Below are 20,802 nucleotides of genomic sequence, written 5' to 3' on the forward strand. Positions count from 1 at the left end.
CAGTCACGGCAATCAGCCAGCCCAGGCTTAACCGATTACAACGCGGTCTGGCTTACGCAGCCCGCGCCGCCGGACGCTTGCCGCCGAAGCGGCGCTTGTTGTTGCCCTTGAAAGGCTTGGCGCCTTCCGGCTTGCGCTCGCCAGCGAAGGCCGGCTTGTCGCCGAAGCGCTTCTTGCCGAAGCCGTTGCCCTTGTTCTCGCCACCCGGCCGCCTGCCGTCACGACGACCATTGCGGTCGTTGCGGTCATTGGCGGGCTCGAAGCGCTCGTTCTTTTCAGCCGGATTGCGCAGCGGATCAGGGCTGCCGAGATGGTCGGCAACGATCGGCAGTTTGGTGCGGATGATGCGCTCGACCTGACGCAGCTTGCTGTTCTCCGAAGGATCGCACAGCGTGATGGCGATGCCGTCCATACCGTTGCGGCCGGTCCGGCCGATGCGGTGGACATAGCTTTCGGCTTCGTCCGGCAGGTCGAAATTCACGACATGGCTGATGCCGGGCACATCGATGCCGCGCGCCGCAATGTCGGTCGCCACCAGAATGCGCACCGAGCCCTCACGGAAATCGTTCAGCGCCTTCTGACGGGCGTTCTGCGACTTGTTGCCGTGGATGACGGCGGCCTTGAAGCCGTCGCGCTCGAGGTCCTTGGTCACCCGGTCGGCACCGTGCTTGGTGCGCGAAAAGATGATGACGGACTTCATCGCCTCGTCGGCAAGCATCGTCGACAGCACCTGGCGCTTCTGCTTGGTGCGGGCAAAGACGACGCCCTGCACGATCTCGGCGGCCGCGGTGCTTTGCGGCGCGACTTCGACGCGGATCGGGTTCTTCAGCAGACCCTTGGCCAGGTCGGCGATTTCATTGGGCATGGTCGCGGAGAACAGCACCGTCTGACGGTCGGGCGCGGTCGCCTTGGCGATGCGCTTGACGTCGTTGATGAAGCCCATGTCGAGCATGCGGTCGCCCTCGTCCAGCACCAGCCACTTGGTGTCGGCAAGCATGAGGTCGCCTTCGCGCACCAGATCGGTCAGGCGACCGGGCGTTGCGATCAGGATGTCGACGCCGGGCGCGACCTTCTTCACCTGGCTGAAGCGCGAGACGCCACCCAGCACAAGTGCGGTCGAGACATGCGCGCCCTTGGCGAGGATCTTGATGGTGTCCTCGATCTGCACGGCAAGTTCGCGCGTCGGCGCCAGGATCAGCGCACGCGCCGTCTTCGGCCGGCGCTTGGTGCCGAGAGCGATGATCTTCGACAGGATGGGCAGCGCGAAGGCAGCCGTCTTGCCGGAACCGGTCTGGGCGATGCCGAAAATGTCACGGCCTTCCATCTGCGGCGGGATCGCCTGCGCCTGGATCGGCTTCGGATCGGTAAAGCCGGCGGCATGGGTCGCCTTGAGCAGCGCACCCGTAATTCCCAGTGCTGCGAAACCGGAGAGTTCCCCAGTTTTGTCAGCAAGCAAAGTGTTTTCGTTGGTCAAAATATTCTTCTTTCACGCGGCCCCTGGCCGCAAACATCAATGGCGGCAGGGCGCAACCTGCCGTCGGATAAATTGTCATGGAACGACAAGGCGGGCGGACGATTTCGTCCACTCGGCTGCGCTGTCGTGCCCGCAGGCATCATGCCACGGGGCTTTTTCGCCACTTTGTGATGTACCGGAAAGAGGGGCCGATATACCGGAAAGAGGGAAAACAGACGCAACCAGTCTCATTTGTCGAGAAGGCCGGATTGTTCCCGGCCCAAGCGCCTATGTCGCCGCATATGGCCCAGTTCGCGGTCAAATGCAAGGGCCGTCATGCTGCAGCGCAACAAAACCACGGCGCAAGCGGTCCTTGCGCTCGCTCGCCCGCACGATTACCACGAAATGCCGCTGGCCTGGGAGGTAACCGATGAAGGACGTGCTGAAGGAACTCGAGCGCCGCCGCGACATCGCCCGCATGGGTGGCGGCCAGGCCCGCATCGATGCACAGCACAAGAAGGGCAAGCTTACCGCGCGAGAACGCATCGAGGTGTTTCTCGACGAGGGCTCGTTCGAGGAATTCGACATGTATGTCGAGCACCGCTCGACCGATTTCGGCATGGAGAAGACCAAGATCGCCGGCGACGGTGTGGTCACCGGCTGGGGCACCGTCAACGGCCGCCCAGTCTATCTTTTCGCCAAGGACTTCACCGTGTTCGGCGGTTCGCTGTCGGAAGCGCATGCCGAAAAGGTCATCAAGGTGCAGGAGATGGCGCTGCGCAACCGCGCGCCGATCATCGGCCTCTACGATGCCGGCGGCGCGCGTATCCAGGAAGGCGTGGCGGCACTGGGCGGCTATGCCGAGATCTTTCAGCGCAACGTGCTTGCCTCCGGTGTCATCCCGCAGATTTCACTGATCATGGGCCCTTGCGCCGGCGGCGATGTCTACTCGCCGGCGATGACCGACTTCATCTTCATGGTGCGCGACACTTCCTACATGTTCGTCACCGGACCGGACGTGGTGAAGACCGTCACCAACGAGACCGTGACCGCCGAGAGCCTCGGCGGCGCCTCCGTCCACACGACGAAATCCTCGATCGCCGACGGCGCCTATGACAATGACGTCGAGGCGCTGCTGCAGATGCGCCGGCTGGTCGACCTGCTGCCCGCCTCCAACACATCGGAGCTTCCGGAGATCGAATGCTATCAGTCGGTCACCGACCATGATCAGTCGCTCGACCGGCTGATTCCCGACAATGCCAACAAGCCGTACGACATCAAGGAGTTGATCCTTAAAGTCGCCGACGAAGGCGACTTCTTCGAGATCCAGCAGAATTTCGCCAAGAACATCGTCACCGGGTTCGGACGGGTCGAGGGCCGCACCGTCGGCTTCGTCGCCAACCAGCCGATGGTGCTGGCCGGCGTGCTCGATTCCGACGCCAGCCGCAAGGCGGCTCGTTTCGTACGCTTCTGCGACTGCTTTTCGATCCCGATCGTCACCTTCGTCGATGTTCCGGGCTTCCTGCCCGGCACGGCGCAGGAATATGGCGGGCTGATCAAGCACGGTGCGAAACTCCTGTTCGCCTATGCCGAGGCCACCGTGCCGAAGATCACCGTCATCACCCGCAAGGCCTATGGCGGCGCCTATGACGTGATGGCGTCAAAGCATCTGCGCGGCGACATGAACTATGCCTGGCCGACGGCGCAGATCGCAGTGATGGGCGCCAGGGGCGCGGTCGAGATCATCTACCGCAAGGACATCGGTGACGCTGAAAAGATCGCAGCCCATACAAAGGCTTACGAAGATCGCTTCCTGTCGCCCTTCGTCGCCGCCGAGCGCGGCTATGTCGATGAGGTGATCATGCCGCACTCGACCCGCCGCCGCATCGCGCGCGCGCTCCGGATGCTGCGCAACAAGGACATGCAGAACCCCTGGAAGAAGCACGACAACATCCCGCTGTGAGGCGCTGATGTCGCGCCTGGTTCTTCACATGGGAACGAGCTTCGGCAGGTTTGCCATTCTGCTTTTTGCCCTGCCGCTTTTCTGCCCTGTCTTGTTGTGGCTGTTGTTGCTCGACCGAAATCCGCTCGCGGTTATCGCGGGCGGGGCTATCGCCATACCGGCCGCAATGCTGGCTTTTGTTCTGTTGATCGGAGCATTGTTTGCCGGCTTTCGCTCCAGCCAGGTCCAAGGCATCTCCCAGCACTCGGCTCCCAAATTATGGGCTGTGTGGGAAGGCGTTGCTGGCAAACATCGTGCCGGTCGAACAACGATCGTGCTGAGCGACAACCTCAACGCCAGTATAGGGGAAGAGCGTCCATTTCTCGGCCTGCTTGGTCGTCGGGTGATCTTGACGGTCGGTCTTCCGTTGCTTGCGGTGACCGACGACAAGGCGTTTGCTGCGATCTTGGCCCATGAGGACGCGCATCTGAGAAACAGAGATACAAACGGCGGACTCAATCTTGCCGAACTCGACAAAAGCTTCGACTTGATCTTCGACTACGCCCCTCCGGGGAGGACCGTTTCCGGCAGTTTGTTTTACTGGTTGCTCAGTCCACTGTCATCCGCCATGGAACGCGAAGGAATACGGTTGTCACGACGGGCGGAGATCGATGCCGATCGTCATGCAGCGACGTCCGGCGATGCATACCAGGCAGCGCGTGCGCTGCTGCTGATCGGCGCAGCCGACGCGTTCTTCGAGCATCGGGTTTATGATCCACTCAAGCGTGAATTGCTTGGCACGATGGTTCCACCTCCTCCACCGCTCGATAGAGTATTGAGGGCAGCCAAGGAACTGACAAGCCACTCCGTCCTGCAAGAGTATGCTCAAAAGGCCTGGGATGCCCCAGACAAACGAAAGTGCCGATCATCCGCCATGGTCCGAACGTCTGGCTGCGCTCGGATATAGCTCGGTCCCTGCGATGGAGCCGGTTTTGGTTTCAGCCCTTTCCAGCCTTTTGAGCAATGAAGTTGTTACCGAGCGCGTTCATCATTTCGATGGTGAATGGACTTCGAAGGTCGCCGACCATCTTGATCGATAAATAGCCACCCGGATTGTTTCTGGGAGCGGCTACTCCTCTTCCGCCGCGCCAAATCCTGCCCCCATGGTGGCACGGACGGAACTGCCCCAGGGCGTCGCGTGGTTGTCGATGCGCATCTGGAAGATGAAATAGGTCGGCGAGCAGAAGCCGATACCCTTGATCTTGCCGATGCCAGGCGTATCGGGCGGCAGCGATTGGCACATATAGTCCTCGCGGCAGAAATGATCGGCCGAACAGGCGGGTCGGTTGCCGCGGTTGACGGCGCCACCAAGGCATTGGTCGAAATTGTTGGTGGCCACGCAGATGTCGAATTTCTTGCCGCCGACCAGCCCGCAGATCTCGTTCGGCATCGGCTTGCCGGATTTGAAGGCCGCAAAGGTGCGGTCCTTGTCGTCGCAGCCGCGATAAGCGATGCCGCCAGGCACGCCGATCTTCGGCGGACGGCAGGTGTAGGCAGTGCGCGAGACATCCTGCGCAAAGGCCGCGAACTGGCCCGATATTTTGTAGCGGTCGTTGAAAGGCTGCGCGGCGTTGCTGGCGATCGATCCGGTCAGGCAGGGATGGCCGGAAAACATGTCGGGACTGTCCTTGGGCAGCAGGCATTGCGCCAGCTTCGTCCGCACACCCGAAGCGCTGGCTAGCGGCGTGCAGACGGTGCCGCCGCCGCACTGCCAGGTCTTGCCGAAGCGGGCAGTATCGTCCGGCATCAGGCACGGCATTGCCATCTCTGCCGGCGCGTAGTCGATCGCGCCGGCGTCCGTCCAGGCCGCCGGTGGTGCAAAGGAGAGCGGGCGGAAGCGGTTCGGCTCCTTGCCTTGCGCCATGGCGCGCAGCCAGGCCTGGCGGCGCGGGATCTCGGCGTGAAGATGCGGCGAAATGCCGACCTCGATGCGGTTGAGCGGCGAGGTCGTCTTGTCGTCGAGGCCGATGAAATGGAAACCGGCGGTGGAACCAGCCTGATGGCAACCCTGGCAGGCGCCATTGTCGAGCCGCTCGACCAGTGCTTCCGGCTTGCGCAGCAGTTTGAGCCCGGAATAGTCGAGCGATGCAAATTCCTCGGGCTGGAGCAGCGGCGTGAACGGGTGGTTGGCCTGCCGCGCACTGCCGAAGGTCGACCACGAAATGACCTTCCTGGCCAGGAATTCATCGGGGATTTCGTAGACCCCTTCGTCGACCGCCGGCAGATTGGCGCCGACATAGGCGGCGAGCCTTGCCTTCAGTGCCCCGTCTTGCGCGAGCCGTGCGGTGTCAGGCGTGTTCTCCAGCGGCTTCTCGCTGATGGCGCCGCCATCGATGCCGAATATCCGCATGAGATAAGCGGCCTGGCCGCCGAACTCGGTTTCCTGGCCGGAGGGAAAGCGCACCACCTGGGCGTTGAGTTCCAGCTGCTTGAAGGTCAGCCCGCCTCTCTCCAGCGGACCGCCGGTCAGCCAGCCGGCATCGACGGTCTCGTCAAGCTGTGGCGCCCAGCGTCCGGCAACGCCGACGCAGCCGCCGTCGGCATCGGGCGCCGCGCTGTAGACGGCTTTGAAATTGAACGGCAGACGCGACGCCAACAGCTTGCCATTTTTGCGGAAACTGTAGGCAAGGCGGTAGATGAAACGCACCTCGCCGCAGCTCTTGTCACCCAGCAGGGCCGCGAAGTCGCGACGGTCGAGCCGGTTGACGACGCCGACCAGCCGGAAGCGCGCGGCATCGGTCGTCAGCCAGCGCATGTCCATGATGCGGCCGACATTGCCGTCGGTGACCTCGTAGAGCGGCCGCCCGCCGGCCTTCATCTCGGCGCGCAGCGCGGCGACATCGGCCGCCACAGTGTCGACGACAGCGTGATAGGCCGGCGCCTTGTCGTAGAGAGCTTTCAGGTCGCCCGCGCCCCCCGCGCCAAACATCTCGGCAAAGCCATAGCCCTTGGCATCGAGCGCGGCGAGCACCACCGGGTCATCGACGATCGTCACTGGACCTTCGGCGCGCGCTGCTGACGCCACGAAGGCAGCAAAGAGTGTGGCGAGGAGCAGGGCCGGGGCGCGGCTCATAGAGCGGCCGTACGCGCTTCGACAAGTTCGCGCAGCACCGGCACCAGCGCCAGCGGCAGATCCTCGGCGATCAGCCCCGGCCCGAACCGGCTGCCGGCTTCGGCATGAATCCACACCGCGGCGCAGGCCGCTTCGAAGGCCGGCATGCCTTGCGCAAGCAGCCCGGCAACGATGCCTGACAGCACGTCGCCCGACCCTGCGGTGGCCAGCCAGGGCGCGCCATTGCTATTGATCGCCGCCCGGCCATTTGGTGCTGCGATCACTGTGTCGGCGCCCTTGTAGACGATGACGGCATTGGCACGCACGGCGGCCAAACGCGCCTTGTCCAGTTTGGATGTGGCGACGTCTTCGGCGATGCCGGGAAACAGCCTGGCGAACTCCCCTTCGTGCGGCGTCATCACCAGAGCCGGCGCGACCGATTGGCGAGAAGCCTCGAACAAGACTTCGGGCGTCTCGCGAAACGAGGTGATCGCGTCGGCATCGAACACGAGGCCGTCAATCCGGGTTGACGTGCCGCTAGGCTGGGCAGGGCTGAGCAGCGCGAGTGCAAATTGCCGCGTCTTTTCGCCAATGCCGAAACCGGGCCCGAGAACAAAAGCCGACGGCCGGCGTTCGCCGATGAACGAGTCGATGTCGACGCTGTCATCGGCCTTGCGCAGCATGATCGAGGTGAGATGCGCAGCGTTTACCTGCATGGCATTGGCCGGCGACAGCACGGTGACCGCCCCTGCCCCGCTTCTCGCGGCGGCTAGTGCCGACAGCCGCGCCGCGCCGGTGGCGCTCGGACCGCCGGAAAAGACGCCGACATGGCCGCGCTTGTATTTGTGCGTGTCTACCGCCGGCACGGGAAATTCCCGCGACCACAGGTCTGGCACATTCTCAAAAGTCGACACGGCGAGTTGGGCGATGATGCCGTCGCCTATGCCGATATCAGCGAGCACGATTTCACCACATTGCTCTCGTCCCGGGAGCAGCAGGTGGCCGGGCTTTTGCCGCGCGAAGGTGACGGTGACCTCGGCGTGAAACGCCCTGCCCAATATTGCGCCGCTGGCTCCTGAGACACCCGAAGGCAGGTCGACCGCGACCACGGGCAAGCGCAGAGCTGTTGCGGTGTCGACTGCTTTCGCAGCATCGCCGGACAGCGGCTTGGACAGCCCCGCCCCATAGAGCGCGTCGACGACGATCGAGCCGGCCTCGGCGACAAAATCCGACAGTGGCCGAGGCTTGACCGGGCATTGCGCGGCGGCAAGCGCCGCATCGCTTTGCGGCCTCGGCGTGCCGCTCGCCCAGATCGTCGTGCCGACGCCGCTGCGGGCCAGCAACCGGGCAACGACATAGCCATCCCCGCCATTGTTGCCGGGTCCGCAAAGCACATGGACGCGCGTCGCTGCAGGATAGCGCGCCAGAACCACGACCGCGACCGCTTCGCCGGCGCGACGCATCAGCCCGAAGCCATCGAGCGGACCGGCGGCAATCGCCCGCCGATCGGCCTCGCTCATTTCGGCCGGGGAAAGAAGTTCGTTGCTCATGGATTGCCGATCCGCATTCGATCAAGCATTGTCCAATTTTCGATCCGAAGCAAACAAAGGGGAGTGGCGAAATTAGCGGCCATATCGTTGGAATGAGGGTGTCGCAGGCACAAAACTGCTCGCTGAATAGGCGATATGCCTAATTGTTGTGCGGACGAACATGCTGGCTCCGTCGTGGCTCCAGCGGCCCATGGCGTACCTGATGCAGTGAATGACGCGAATTTGCTTCCCGGCGCGGCGCGGCTTTGAAATCGTGTGAGACCGCTTCAAATCCGTCCAATTGGCACAGTTCGTGCTTGATGGAGGCGCAAGCGGGGGTTCACAACCCGTTTTTTTGGCAGTGGAGGCCACTTTTTACATGAAAAAGATCGAAGCGATCATCAAGCCATTCAAGCTGGACGAAGTGAAGGAAGCGCTTCAGGAGGCCGGACTGCAAGGCATCACCGTCACCGAGGCCAAAGGCTTCGGGCGCCAGAAAGGCCATACCGAACTCTACCGCGGCGCCGAATATGTCGTCGATTTTCTGCCCAAGGTGAAGATCGAGGTCGTGCTTGGCGACGACGCGGTCGAAGGCGCGATCGAAGCCATCCGCAAGGCGGCCCAGACAGGCCGTATCGGCGACGGCAAGATCTTCGTCTCCAACATCGAGGAAGTCGTGCGAATCCGCACGGGCGAAACCGGCATGGACGCGGTCTGATCCGACCCGCCATCCGCCTGAAAACCGTCATCATCAAAAAACGTCATCAAACAGGGATACATGACATGACGACAGCCAAAGACATCATGAAGCAGATCAAGGACAACGACGTGAAATTCGTCGACCTGCGCTTCACCGATCCGAAGGGCAAGCTGCAACACGTGACGATGGATGTCATCGAGGTCGAGGAAGACATGTTCGCTGATGGCGTCATGTTCGATGGCTCCTCGATTGCCGGCTGGAAGGCCATCAACGAGTCCGACATGGTGCTGATGCCCGATCCGGACACGGTCCACATGGACCCGTTCTTCGCGCAGTCGACCATGGTCATCCTGTGCGACATCCTCGATCCGGTTTCGGGCGAATCCTACAACCGCGATCCGCGTGGCACGGCCAAGAAGGCCGAGGCCTACATGAAGTCGGAAGGCATCGGCGACCAGATCTTCGTCGGCCCGGAGGCCGAATTCTTCGTCTTCGACGATGTGAAGTACAAGGCCGACCCTTACAACACCGGCTTCAAGCTTGATTCCACCGAACTGCCGTCGAACGACGACACCGACTACGAGACCGGCAATCTCGGCCACCGTCCGCGCATCAAGGGCGGCTATTTCCCGGTGCCGCCGATCGATTCCGCGCAGGATATGCGCTCGGAAATGCTGACCGTGCTCGCCGAGATGGGCGTGCGGGTCGAAAAGCACCACCACGAGGTGGCGGCCGCCCAGCACGAACTCGGCATCAAGTTCGATACGCTCGTGCGCAACGCCGACAAGATGCTGATCTACAAGTATGTCGTGCACCAGGTCGCCAACGCCTACGGCAAGACGGCCACTTTCATGCCGAAGCCGATCTTCGGCGACAACGGCTCGGGCATGCACGTCCACCAGTCGATCTGGAAGAACGGCAAGCCGACCTTCGCCGGCAATGAATATGCCGGCCTGTCGGAAAGCTGCCTGTTCTACATTGGTGGCATCATCAAGCACGCCAAGGCGATCAACGCGTTCACCAACCCGCTGACCAACTCCTACAAGCGTCTGGTGCCGGGTTACGAAGCGCCGGTGCTGCTCGCCTATTCGGCGCGCAACCGCTCGGCATCCTGCCGCATCCCGTTCGGCTCGTCGCCCAAGTCCAAGCGCGTCGAGGTCCGCTTCCCCGATCCGGGCGCGAACCCCTACCTCGCTTTCGCCGCCATGCTGATGGCCGGGCTCGACGGCATCAAGAACAAGATCCATCCCGGCCAGCCGATGGACAAGGATCTCTACGACCTGCCGCCGAAGGAACTGAAGAAGATCCCGACCGTGTGCGGTTCGCTGCGCGAAGCGCTGCAGAGCCTCGACAAGGATCGCGGCTTCCTGAAGGCCGGCGGCGTCTTCGACGACGACCAGATCGACAGCTACATCGAGCTGAAGATGGCCGAGGTCATGCGCTTCGAAATGACCCCACATCCGGTCGAGTACGACATGTACTACTCGGTCTAAGATTCGATATACGATTCAAGCCCTTGAAAGACTTCCCTCTTTCAAGGGCTTTTTGTTGCGCTCCGATGGGCCCCGCCCGCACCGACAGGCCCGCGCACATCGCGATGGACGCACCTTCTTGCCGTTGAGCTTTTCGGCGTGAGTGCCTGGGTTGCTCAGCCCGCGTTTCATCGGCTGGCAGAAACAGTTCGGTCGATGGTGAACATGAAAGCCAGGAGCGAGCGGCGCACTGCCTCAGGCTACAGTGACCGCTCGTCCGGCGCCCACGCCTATGCCGCCGTTCAAGAAAACCCCGCCCGTCCGAACAGCATCGCGTGACGTAACCCCAAGAGCTTCGAATACGCATGCTGCACTGCGATCTGTCAACGCCGCCAAACCGGCTGCGGACAGCCGATTCCGCAACATGAACAGATGGTTATGGAAGGGTGCGAGGTCACGGATACTGCTCAAAATGCCAGTTTTCCGGGCTTTCTGGCGGGGTACCGCTGGGAACTGGAACAGCGGCAGCCGAGGCTTCGGCCGGATTCGCGACCGCCTGAATTGCCTGACTTTTTCTGGGTATGTTTTGCCCGAGGCCCGATCCGCCGGGAACCGGCAAAAAAGAACCCCAGCTTTCGCTGGGGTTCTTGGATGGACTTGGATGAACGTCAGACTGTCACGACATGGACGTGAGGTCCCGATCGAATGATTACGCGGCGGCCGAAACCTCAGCACTCGCCGGCACCGAGGCGATCGTCTTCAGGATCTGCGAAGCGATCTGGTAGGGGTCGCCCTGCGAATTCGGACGACGGTCTTCCAGATAACCCTTGTAATCGTTCTTGATGAAGGAGTGCGGGACGCGGATCGAAGCACCGCGATCGGCGATGCCATAGCTGAACCTGTTCCACGGCGCGGTCTCGTGCTTGCCGGTCAAACGCTTGTCGTTGTCCGGGCCGTAGACGGCGATGTGATCCATCAGGTTCTTGTCGAAGGCCGCCATCAGCGCTTCAAAATAGGCCTTGCCGCCGACTTCGCGCATATAGGCGGTCGAGAAGTTGGCGTGCATGCCCGAGCCGTTCCAGTCGGTGTCGCCGAGCGGCTTGCAATGGTATTCGATGTCGATGCCGTATTTCTCGGTCAGGCGCTGCATCAGGTAGCGGGCCATCCACATCTGGTCGGCGGCCTTCTTGGAGCCTTTGCCGAAAATCTGGAACTCCCACTGGCCCTTGGCCACTTCGGCGTTGATGCCTTCGTGGTTGATGCCGGCCGCCAGGCAGAGGTCGAGATGCTCTTCGACGATCTGGCGCGCGACGGAGCCGACATTGGAATAGCCGACGCCGGTGTAGTACGGGCCCTGCGGCGCGGGATAGCCGCTTTCCGGGAAGCCCAGCGGGCGGCCGTCCTTGTAGAAGAAATACTCCTGCTCGAAACCGAACCAGGCGCCCTCGTCATCGAGGATGGTGGCGCGCTTGTTGGAGGCATGCGGCGTGACGCCGTCTGGCATCATGACTTCGCACATCACGAGCACGCCGTTGCTGCGGGCCGGATCCGGATAGACAGCGACCGGCTTCAGCACGCAATCGGAGCTGTGGCCTTCGGCCTGCTGGGTCGACGAGCCGTCAAAGCCCCACAGCGGAAGCTGCTCGAGCGTCGGGAATTCGGCGAATTCCTTGACCTGCGTCTTGCCGCGAAGGTTGGGGACCGGGGTGTATCCATCGAGCCAAATGTACTCGAGCTTGTATTTCGTCATTCTAGCCTCTCGTTGCTTGATCACCGAACACTGGACGGCGTCGACATGCGTCTGCCACCAGCAGCCGGCCTGCCGGATCACTAAAATGCAATTCGTGTGCCACTCTTGACCTGGAGGGTGCGGCAAAATTGACGTCGCATTCGATTGAAGTTGGCAAGCCGCCTAAGCAATGCGTTGAGATCAATCACAATCGCAATTCGCACAACTAATAGGCAAATACTGATCTTTTCGTAGGCATATTGCCTAACTTGATTGCAGACCTTATCTTCAAGCCAAGTTGAATCGACAAGGTTCGGCAGAAGAAAGGAGCCCGACAATGGAAATCATTTCCACGCGTCCGTCGGCAAAAATTTTGATGTTCCCGGCGGCAGCGCGCGTCTCTGCCTCAAATTTGAGCGGCAAGGCTAAGTTTGCGGCAGAGCTTGCCTCACTGCGCGGTGTTCGGGCGGATTTCGGCGACGGCTGGTATCACGATGCGGCGATAGAGGACGCGAAGCAGGACCGGCAAAGGTAAGCCCCTACCCTCATCGCATGTCGACTATCATTGAAAAACCCGGCGCGATCGCTCGCGCCGGGTTTTTCGTTGGCTGCTGAGCAGTCGGTTACTGCTTGGTGTTCAGATCGGTTCCCAGCGTGTCTCTGACGAAGATCATCCCGATGACCAGCGACATCGCGGCGATGACCACCGGGTACCACAGACCAAAGTAGATATCGCCCCTGTAGGCACTGAGTGCGAACACGGTCGCCGGCAGCAGGCCGCCGAACCAGCCATTGCCGATGTGATAGGGCAACGACATGCCGGTGTAGCGGATGCGGGTCGGGAACATCTCGACCAGGATCGCGGCAATCGGGCCGTAGACCATGGTCACGAACAGGACCAGGATGAACAGGATGCCGATCGTCATCGGCCAGTTGATTCCCGCCGGATCGGCGAACATGGCGAAAGCGCCGCCGCCCGGTATATTGTAGACGGTGACCTCGGGCGCACCCGCTGCCTCGTCGGCGGTCAGCAGCTTGTCCTTGATCGCCTGATCGGTCGGGACCGTCGCCTTCTCGCCGGCGCGAATGGCGGCGGCATCGAGCTTCAGTTCCGGGTTGGCGGCGACAAAAGCGTCGAGCTTCTGGTCCGAGACCTTGGCCGCCCCGCGCTTCAGCGGATAACCGCCGTCCCGCAGCGACATGTTGACGGCCTTGACGAAGGCGGCGTCCTTGGCTTTCGCCTGATCGCCGGCGGCGATGGCATCGTAGGAGTCCACCGTCTCGTTGCCGATCTTGACCGACGCGGCCGTTCCGGCCGCGGCCGTCGACACCACCTCATAGGGAACTGAGTTCTTGGTCAGGAACGAGGTCGCGATGTCACAAGACGTCGTGAACTTCGCCGTGCCGACCGGATTGAACTGGAACTTGCAGTCACCAGGTGCGGCGGTCACTGTCGCGCGCGTGCTCTGCTGGGCCTTGGCGAGCGCCGGATTGGCGGCCCAGGTCAATGCCTTGAACAGCGGGAAGGTGCAGACGATCGCCAAGGCAAGGCCCGCCATGATGATCGGCTTTCGGCCGATCTTGTCGGAAAGCCAGCCGAAGACGACGAAGAAGATCGAGCCGACCGCCAGTGCGATGGCGATCATGATGTTGACCGACTGCGGATCGACCTTGAGCACGTTCTGCAGGAAGAACAGCGCGTAGAACTGGCCATTGTACCAGACCACGGCCTGGCCGGCGGTGAGGCCGAGCAGCGCCAGAAGCGCGATCCTGGCGTTCTTCCACTGGCCGAAGGCTTCCGAAAGCGGCGCCTTGGAGCCCTTGCCCTCGTCCTTCATACGCTGGAAAGTTGGCGATTCGGAGAGCGAAAGCCGGATCCAGATCGAGATGCCGAGCAGCAGGAAGGAGACGATGAACGGAATGCGCCAACCCCAGGCCGCATAGGTCTCCTTGCTCATCGAACCCTGCACGATCAGGATTACGATCAGGGACAGGAACAGACCGAGTGTGGCTGTCGTCTGGATCCACGACGTATAGTAACCGCGCCGGTTGTCCGGCGCATGTTCGGCGACATAAGTGGCCGCGCCGCCATATTCGCCGCCCAGCGCCAGGCCTTGCAGCATGCGCAGGACAATCAGGATCACGGGAGCCGCAAGGCCCAAAGTCGCATATCCAGGCAGCAGGCCGACCAGGAAGGTCGAAAGGCCCATGATCGTCATGGTGACAAGGAACGTATATTTGCGGCCGACAAGGTCGCCGATGCGGCCGAACAGCAGCGCGCCGAACGGGCGTACCAGGAAGCCGGCGGCGAACGCCAGCAGCGCGAAGATATTGCGCGTCGCTTCCGGAATGGTTGGACTGAAGAAGGTCGAACCAATGAACACCGCGAGCGAACCGTACAGATAGAAATCATACCATTCGAAAACGGTGCCCAGCGAGGAAGCGAAGATGACCTTCTTTTCCTCCCGCGTCATGCCGCGGCTTACTCCGCCGGCAGTCGATGCCATTGCCATAGAATTGTCCTCCCGTGAGACCTTTTCCTCGATGCTGTGCCTCATTGTCCGCGTTCTCCTCCGAACATGGACTCATGCACTGCGATCACGGAAAAAATGACAGAAAGCGCGCGCCAACGTCAGGGCGTCTTTGGGATTATGACTTTGGTATTAGGTGCGCTGCGGGATGAAGCGGAGCCAGCGGCGGAGCCGTCAGCCCTTGAGCGCTTCCAATAGCCCGGCGGCAGCCATCATGTCGCGCTTGCGGGCCGAGCGGCGCGCGACCGCTTCGGCGTCCTGTCCCCAATGCTCGATCTGCCAGTCCTCGTCGACATGGCCGGCGACCCAGGCCGCCTCGGCGTCGAGTTCGCCGAAATCGACGGCCAGCGCCAGCAGCGCCGAACCCGTCAGCGAGGTCATCACATGGATGGCAGCGAGCCGCAGCGGTTCGGCACGCTGAGCAAGATGACTTCCCAGGACGGCGATAGTTTCGCGCGGCTGCTCGACATGGATGATGCCCTCGGCGAGGTTGAAGCGAGCCCCGAGGCTGCCGCGCACCCAATCAAGGACCGGGTCCCAATGTTCGTTCTGCCGCTCCACCAGGCCTTGCGGCGCATCGGCGCGGTAGCAGAGCAAATCGGACGAAGCGAAGCGCAGAATGTCTTCCAGCACCGCCTGCGGATCGCTGGCGACGCCGTCGATAGCAGTGTTGACGAGGCGCATCACCGGCATCGTCACCGGGTTGATGGTTTCGCTCTGCGCGGCGAATTCGTCGGCGACGAGTGCAGCCGCCGCCTCGGTCGGCAGCGTCAGCAGCGCCTTGCCCGGCGTGCGCACCGGCTTGCCGTCGAGATGCACGGCAAAGCCGTCTTCCACCGGCGCCACCGCCACGGTCTTGTAGAAGCGCTTCGGCAGAGGCGTCTTCATCTGGATCTGGGCGCGGCGCACCGGATCCGGATCGGAAAGCTGCTTGCCCGCTTCGAGGTCGTTGAGGATATCACGCATAGAAAGACTCTCTCAAACCGGCACGAGCTTGCGCGACGGCCGGTTGACGATGATGAGGCCGGCGGCAATCAGGCCAAGTGCCAGGAAGATGCGCATGGTCAGCGGCTCATTCAAGAACATGGCGCCGCACAGCACGCCGAAAACCGGCGACAGGAAGGTGAAGCTGGACAGGCCTGAGGCCGGATAGCGCCTCAGCAGCCAGAACCAAAGCACATAGGTGAAGGCAACGATGTAGACCGCCTGGAACAGCAGAGCCAGTGTCGGCAGCACGGCAGGGTCGCGAACGGGCGCACCGGCGAGCGGCAGCACCAGTATGCCGACGACTGCCGCGCCGGCGAGCTGATAAAGCAGCAGCTTCTCGGCACTCGCCTCAACCAGCTTGGACCGTTTGATGAGGATGTTGGTCAAGGCCCAGAAAAATCCGGAGCCAAGGCTCAAGAGATCGCCGAACAGCATGTCCCCGCCGCCGCCAAGCTTGTCGGAAAAGACCGCGGTAAGGCCGGCAAAGGCCAGCAGCAGGCCAACGAACTTGCGCAAAGTGATCTGCTCGCCGAGCAGGAAGTGGCCGCCGACCAACATCCAGAATGGCATTGTGTTGACCAGCAGCGTGTTGCGGGCGACGGTCGTGTGCTCCAGGCCGACATAGAGGCAGAGGAACTCGATACCGAACAGCACGCCAACCGCGATGCCGGCGGGCAATGTCCCGTCGCGCGTGAAAAGGGCGATGCCGCGCCAGCGGCACCAGGCGAAGACACACAGGCCGCCGATGACCGAGCGCGCGATCGACAGGAAGACAGGATCGTAACCGGCGTAGGAGATCTTGGCGGCGACGTAGTTCAGCCCCCAGGAAAAGGTCAGGCCGACCATGATTGCGGCGGCGGCCATGTCGACTGTGTCGCGCCGGTCGAGCGTATCGGTCGCGCCGCTCACGATCAGTCCTCCGCGCTGGCGTCGTCGAAGCCGATCAGGTTCCAGCTCTGGCGCATATGCGGCGGCATCGGCGCGGTGACATCGATGACGCCCTTGTCTGGGTGCGGAATGATGATGCGGCGCGCATGCAAATGCAGGCGGTTCTGAATGCCACCGGGGAAATCCCAGTTGGTGTCGGCCTCGAAATATTTCGGATCGCCGATGATCGGGCAGCCGACATAGGCGGCATGAACACGAAGCTGGTGCGTGCGGCCGGTGTAGGGCTCCATTTCCAGCCAGGTCATCGTCTGCGCCGCCTGCTCGATGATACGGTAGTACGACACGGCGTGGTCGGCGCCCTTTTCGCCATGCGCGGCGACGCGCACCCGATCGCCATCGGGCGTCGGCTCCTTGATCAGCCAGGTCGAGATCTTGTCCTCACGCTTGGGCGGTACGCCCTTGACCAGCGCCCAATAGGTCTTCTTGGTCTCGCGGGCGCGAAACGCTTCCGACAGCTTCATGGCGGCAAGCCGGGTGCGGGCGACGACCAGCACGCCCGACGTGTCGCGGTCGAGCCGGTGGACCAGCCGCGGCTTCTCGCCCTTCTGGTTGCGCCAGGCTTCCAGCATGTCGTCGACATTGCGGGTGACGCCCGAGCCGCCTTGCACCGCGAGGCCCGCCGGCTTGTTGAAGACGAAGACCTTGGGATCTTCATGGATCAGCATTTTCGTCAGGACGTCGGCATCGCCCTGGTTGCGGATCGAGTGACCGGTCAGCGCGCTCTCGCCCTTCTTGTCCACCTCGAGCGGCGGAACGCGCACCATCTGGCCGGGTTCGACGCGGGTGTCGGCCTTGACCCGGCCGCCATCGACACGGATCTGGCCGGAGCGCAGCAGCTTTTGCAGATGGCCGAAGCCCAGGCCCGGGAAATGGGTCTTGAACCAGCGATCGAGCCGCATGCCCGCCTCGCCGGCCTCCACCGTGATCTGTTCAACGCCTGCCATATTTTTTCGCTTATCCGTTTCCCGAGCAGGGTTCGGCCCGCTCTTCGCGCGGCAATAACACTATGAAACGGTTCTTGCGAGCCAAAGTCCCAGAAACAGGGCGATAATGGCGCCAATGACGCTGGCAAGGGCATATCCAAACGCCGGCAGCGTGGCTCCCCGCTCCCACAAAGTCGCGAAATCGAGCGAAAACGCGGAAAAGGTGGTGAAGCCGCCAAAGATGCCGGTGGCGACGAACAGTCTGAGCTCGTTCGATCCGCCGCGGCGCGCCAGGGTAGCTATGAACAGGCCCATGGCGAACGAGCCGACGATGTTGATGGCCATCGTCCCCCAGGGATAGTTGGGGCCGACAAGGCGCAGCGCGCCGAAGTTGGTGAGGTGACGAATGCCGGCGCCGATGCCGCCGCCGACCACAACGAGAAGCAGATTGAACATGACCGTTTACTGCCTCCACAAGGGCGGCATGGTCAATCCCCTGAACCTGACGACGATGCGGTTGGGACCGCGCAGACAATCGGGCGCGAGCCGCCTTTCGCGGCCATCGTCGAGTTGGTCAGAGCGTGTCAACCTGATCGTCACCACTCAGGCGTTGTCCAGCCTGGGTATTTTTTCCTGAACTCGCTGTAAAGGGCATCGAGTTCCGTTTTGCTGACCGGGCGCACCTGTTCGTAGAGATAGCCCGTGACGCCGTCGGACAGCTGATATGTCGCAATGCGCTCATAGGCGGCGCCGATACCTTTCCCTTCGACAATATCCTGATCCGGTATCGTGACGCAGATCTGCGCACCCGATTGCAAATGGGTAATAGGAGGGTCGGTTACGACGACATATCTCGATTTCAACGCCTCCGGTGCGAATTGATCGCGACTATCAACCTGACAAGACCATCCGACACGAGGGTAAAGGTCCATATCCATTTCAAACAACAGCGAGCTATTCATGACCGCGCCTGAGGCAAACACCGAGAGGCGGTCCTCGGGCCGCATTTCCCTGGCAAGATCGTCGATGAGGCGCCTGTATTCGGGAAGATTGTCGAGGTGAAGAGGAAGCGTATCTTCCCTGGCAAAAACATAGCCGATCGGTGACAGCAACTGGCGGCCGATTGGGAAAAAGGTACCCAAATACGCAAACCCGGCGACAACGGCTAAGACGACGGTTGACCACCGAGATTTCAGCGCCGGCATCGAAACGATCGAGACGATTGCCTGGGCATATGCAGGAAAGAGCCAAAGAAACATTGGCATCGAATGATGACGGTCCGGATCCTGCGTCCGGGTGAAGAGGAAAAAGGTGAGTACCGAGGCAAGAGCACAGAACAAAGCGAAACTGTTGCGGCGTATGATGGAGATATAAAGGCCCACGATGATCAACAGCCAGTTCACATAGCTGAGCCGCGATCCTACCTGGTCGATCTGCGAAACGAAGTTGGTTTTGTATCCGCTGTAAAGGTCACCGTAGCTCGTTCCCAGAATCTTGAGGATCAGGGGTTGCTGGAAGGTCAATGCGGCTCCGGCAATCACGAAAAGCGCGCACACGCCCCCTAACGCGGCGTTCCGGAATGCCGCGAAGTCGCGGTCTTTTGCGACCTGCAACAAACAAAAGAAGGCTGCAGAAATTGCGATCCCTATGACAGCAAATGCATACCAACGGCGCAGCATGAACGCCAACCACAGGCATATGCCGATGCGTATCCCGTTGATCACCGGTTCGCGGCTCAGGAACCCTGATTTCCAGAGAAAATAAGTTGCCGCGGAAAGCGCGAGGCAGCCGGCAATATCCGGCAATCCACGAAGCGTCGCAGACCAGAACGGCGTGTAGAGAAAGGCCGCAATCCACACGACAAACCAGCTTCGGGGCGAAGGAGTGTCGGAAACCGCCTCCAGGTAGCTCATTCGTCCCATGAAAAGAGCGGTCGGGACCAGGTAAACGATGACTATTCCAGCGATATAGGAAAGCCTTGAACCGCCGAAAAACATGTGAAACGGCATAAGCGGCACCAGAATTGCCGCGCTGTAGTCATCCCTCGCGACAGAGGCCCTCAATTGGCTCAGCCACTGGAGCGGGCTCTCGGCGAGGAGCGAGCCATACTGGTCAAACCCATTGAAATAAGCGGCAAAATCCCAATAGTAGACGGGCTCCTCAAGCCTTACGTATATCGCGGCGAAAGCAACGCCCAGCAACGCGGTACATATGTAGATTTTTAGCCAGAATCCGAGGGTTTGGTTCTTCGTCACTTGAGGCCGCCAAGGAAGGGAAGAGACAGGACTGTCGAGGCAAACCGGGACTCCCGGCGATGCAGCCAGGAATCCGTTTCGGCAAACAGGAACCCCACGCGATTCGTATCAGGAACTGTTGAGAGCTTGGCGGGATGTATACTTGAACGCGTGGCCATCGCAAGCATTCAGAACGCCCTCAAAAGACACGGAGCGGAACAGCGAGCACGGGGCGGTGGGATGAGTGACGCGTTAAAAGCGCCTCAATGCCGCCGGCAGGGCCGGCAGCATTGACGATTTCGGGCTCAGGTCGTCCCGACCTTCTTCGGCTTGGTCGAACCGATCATCTTCCAGTTCTTGTAGAACATCGAGTTGATGCGCTCGACACTCACCGAGACGACGGCAAGCATGCCCGCGATCAGCCCGGGAACCGGGGATGGTCTGATAATGTCCATGAACACGCAGTAGCGGCGGCCATCATATTCGTTGACCGAGCGATGCAGCAGCGTGTCGTCGAAGATGAACAGCGGATTGTCATACCAGTAGTTCTTGACGTTGCCGCATTCGACGAAAATCTCCGACTTCACCGGGATCAGATTGTAGAGAATGCGCAGGCTGAGCCGCAGCGGGCCGAAGTGCCATGAGGTCGATTCGCGCTTGCTGAAGACGGAAACGGCGATGGTCTTGATGTATTTGAAGTCCTTGTTGAACTCGGCGACGTTGTCGATCTTGTGCTTGCCGTACCACTGATAGACATACATGCCGCGCCGGCCGGCGCCGAAATTGGCGTCGATGTCGGCGATGATCTCGTCCTTGCGCGCCTTGAAGATGTCCAGGACCTCATTGACCTCGCGCTGATAGTCGGCGGGGAACTGTTCCAGCTTCCAGACGCCGGGATTGCGGTAGCACAAGAGATCGACCAGCAGGTTGAAAGGTGAGAGCAGCCAGGTGAAGAGGCCGTTGCCGAGGAAATAGCCGGAGAACAGCGACAGGTCCTTGCGGTCGTTGCGCAGCACATCGATGAGGCCGAGGACGATAAAGACCGATGTCAGGATCGGGATGAAGTAAAAGCCAAGGGCGAGAAGCGGGATGGCAATGGCGAATTTGCGAAGGGTTTTGCGAAGGGATCTTGTCATTTTTCCACGCGCGAAGCGCGATCCTGTTGCGAATGAGGTGCCAAAATCATGGCAACGACCACCGCCCGGCCGTGCGCCTTGATAAGGTTTTTTGGGTCACCACACA

The 20,802-nt window shown here is 61.4% G+C and carries 16 protein-coding genes; 5 read left to right on the forward strand and 11 right to left on the reverse strand.

Annotated features, from left to right (window positions below):
- Positions 1-52: 52 nt before the first annotated feature.
- Positions 53-1,474, reverse strand: coding sequence for a DEAD/DEAH box helicase (locus AC07FD_RS33390; protein ID WP_457153882.1), 1,422 nt, complete (start codon positions 1,472-1,474; stop codon positions 53-55).
- Positions 1,475-1,883: 409 nt separating this feature from the next.
- Between AC07FD_RS33390 and AC07FD_RS33395 the strand changes: the two genes are divergently transcribed.
- Together AC07FD_RS33395 and AC07FD_RS33400 are read left to right on the forward strand one after the other, a co-directional pair.
- The gene (locus tag AC07FD_RS33395; protein ID WP_095091646.1) at positions 1,884-3,416 is read left to right on the forward strand and encodes an acyl-CoA carboxylase subunit beta; all 1,533 of its coding nucleotides are present in this window, start codon (positions 1,884-1,886) and stop codon (positions 3,414-3,416) included.
- 7 nt (positions 3,417-3,423) lie between these two features.
- Entirely contained in the window at positions 3,424-4,362 is a 939-nt protein-coding gene (locus tag AC07FD_RS33400; protein WP_478353293.1) for a M48 family metallopeptidase, read from the forward strand.
- A gap of 162 nt (positions 4,363-4,524) precedes the next feature.
- On the opposite strand, the gene AC07FD_RS33405 is transcribed toward AC07FD_RS33400, so the two are convergent.
- Both AC07FD_RS33405 and AC07FD_RS33410 read right to left on the reverse strand, forming a co-directional pair.
- Entirely contained in the window at positions 4,525-6,528 is a 2,004-nt protein-coding gene (locus AC07FD_RS33405) for a hypothetical protein (RefSeq protein WP_478353294.1), read from the reverse strand.
- The gene (locus AC07FD_RS33410; RefSeq protein WP_478353295.1) at positions 6,525-8,057 is read right to left on the reverse strand and encodes an NAD(P)H-hydrate dehydratase; all 1,533 of its coding nucleotides are present in this window, start codon (positions 8,055-8,057) and stop codon (positions 6,525-6,527) included. Before AC07FD_RS33410 ends, AC07FD_RS33405 begins: the two co-directional genes overlap by 4 nt.
- Before the next feature lie 358 nt (positions 8,058-8,415).
- Between AC07FD_RS33410 and AC07FD_RS33415 the strand changes: the two genes are divergently transcribed.
- A complete protein-coding gene (locus tag AC07FD_RS33415; RefSeq protein WP_006205430.1) occupies positions 8,416-8,754 on the forward strand; it encodes a P-II family nitrogen regulator in 339 nt (112 codons plus the stop codon).
- Positions 8,755-8,819: 65 nt separating this feature from the next.
- Positions 8,820-10,229 (forward strand): type I glutamate--ammonia ligase, encoded by a 1,410-nt coding sequence (gene glnA / locus AC07FD_RS33420; protein WP_111548994.1) that lies wholly within the window; start codon positions 8,820-8,822, stop codon positions 10,227-10,229.
- A 688-nt stretch (positions 10,230-10,917) separates the two neighbouring features.
- Here the strand turns inward: glnA and AC07FD_RS33425 are convergent.
- On the reverse strand, positions 10,918-11,958 hold the full coding sequence (locus AC07FD_RS33425; RefSeq protein WP_477419123.1) for a glutamine synthetase beta-grasp domain-containing protein: 1,041 nt from the start codon (positions 11,956-11,958) through the stop codon (positions 10,918-10,920).
- A gap of 316 nt (positions 11,959-12,274) precedes the next feature.
- On the opposite strand from AC07FD_RS33425, the gene AC07FD_RS33430 reads away from it, so the two are divergent.
- Positions 12,275-12,472, forward strand: coding sequence for a DUF2735 domain-containing protein (locus AC07FD_RS33430; RefSeq protein WP_478353296.1), 198 nt, complete (start codon positions 12,275-12,277; stop codon positions 12,470-12,472).
- 88 nt (positions 12,473-12,560) lie between these two features.
- Here AC07FD_RS33430 and AC07FD_RS33435 read toward each other — a convergent pair whose 3' ends face one another.
- The 7 genes from AC07FD_RS33435 to AC07FD_RS33465 form a co-directional block, all read right to left on the reverse strand.
- Positions 12,561-14,450: an MFS transporter gene (locus AC07FD_RS33435; protein WP_478353305.1), complete on the reverse strand. Its 1,890-nt coding sequence runs from the start codon at positions 14,448-14,450 to the stop codon at positions 12,561-12,563.
- 192 nt (positions 14,451-14,642) lie between these two features.
- Entirely contained in the window at positions 14,643-15,434 is a 792-nt protein-coding gene (locus tag AC07FD_RS33440) for an ATP12 family chaperone protein (RefSeq protein ID WP_478353297.1), read from the reverse strand.
- A 12-nt stretch (positions 15,435-15,446) separates the two neighbouring features.
- Positions 15,447-16,319 carry a DMT family transporter gene (locus AC07FD_RS33445; protein ID WP_478353306.1) on the reverse strand — a complete coding sequence of 291 codons (873 nt, stop codon included), beginning with the start codon at positions 16,317-16,319 and terminating at the stop codon, positions 15,447-15,449.
- A 47-nt stretch (positions 16,320-16,366) separates the two neighbouring features.
- The gene (locus AC07FD_RS33450) at positions 16,367-17,347 is read right to left on the reverse strand and encodes an RluA family pseudouridine synthase (protein WP_478353298.1); all 981 of its coding nucleotides are present in this window, start codon (positions 17,345-17,347) and stop codon (positions 16,367-16,369) included.
- A gap of 60 nt (positions 17,348-17,407) precedes the next feature.
- A complete protein-coding gene (gene crcB, locus AC07FD_RS33455) occupies positions 17,408-17,782 on the reverse strand; it encodes a fluoride efflux transporter CrcB (RefSeq protein WP_478353299.1) in 375 nt (124 codons plus the stop codon).
- Positions 17,783-17,922: 140 nt separating this feature from the next.
- The gene (locus tag AC07FD_RS33460) at positions 17,923-19,581 is read right to left on the reverse strand and encodes a hypothetical protein (protein WP_478353300.1); all 1,659 of its coding nucleotides are present in this window, start codon (positions 19,579-19,581) and stop codon (positions 17,923-17,925) included.
- A gap of 284 nt (positions 19,582-19,865) precedes the next feature.
- Positions 19,866-20,696, reverse strand: a complete 831-nt coding sequence (locus AC07FD_RS33465; RefSeq protein ID WP_478353301.1) for an aspartyl/asparaginyl beta-hydroxylase domain-containing protein — start codon at positions 20,694-20,696, stop codon at positions 19,866-19,868.
- Between the last annotated feature and the right edge of the window lie 106 nt (positions 20,697-20,802).

Source organism: Mesorhizobium waitakense (assembly GCF_056431085.1).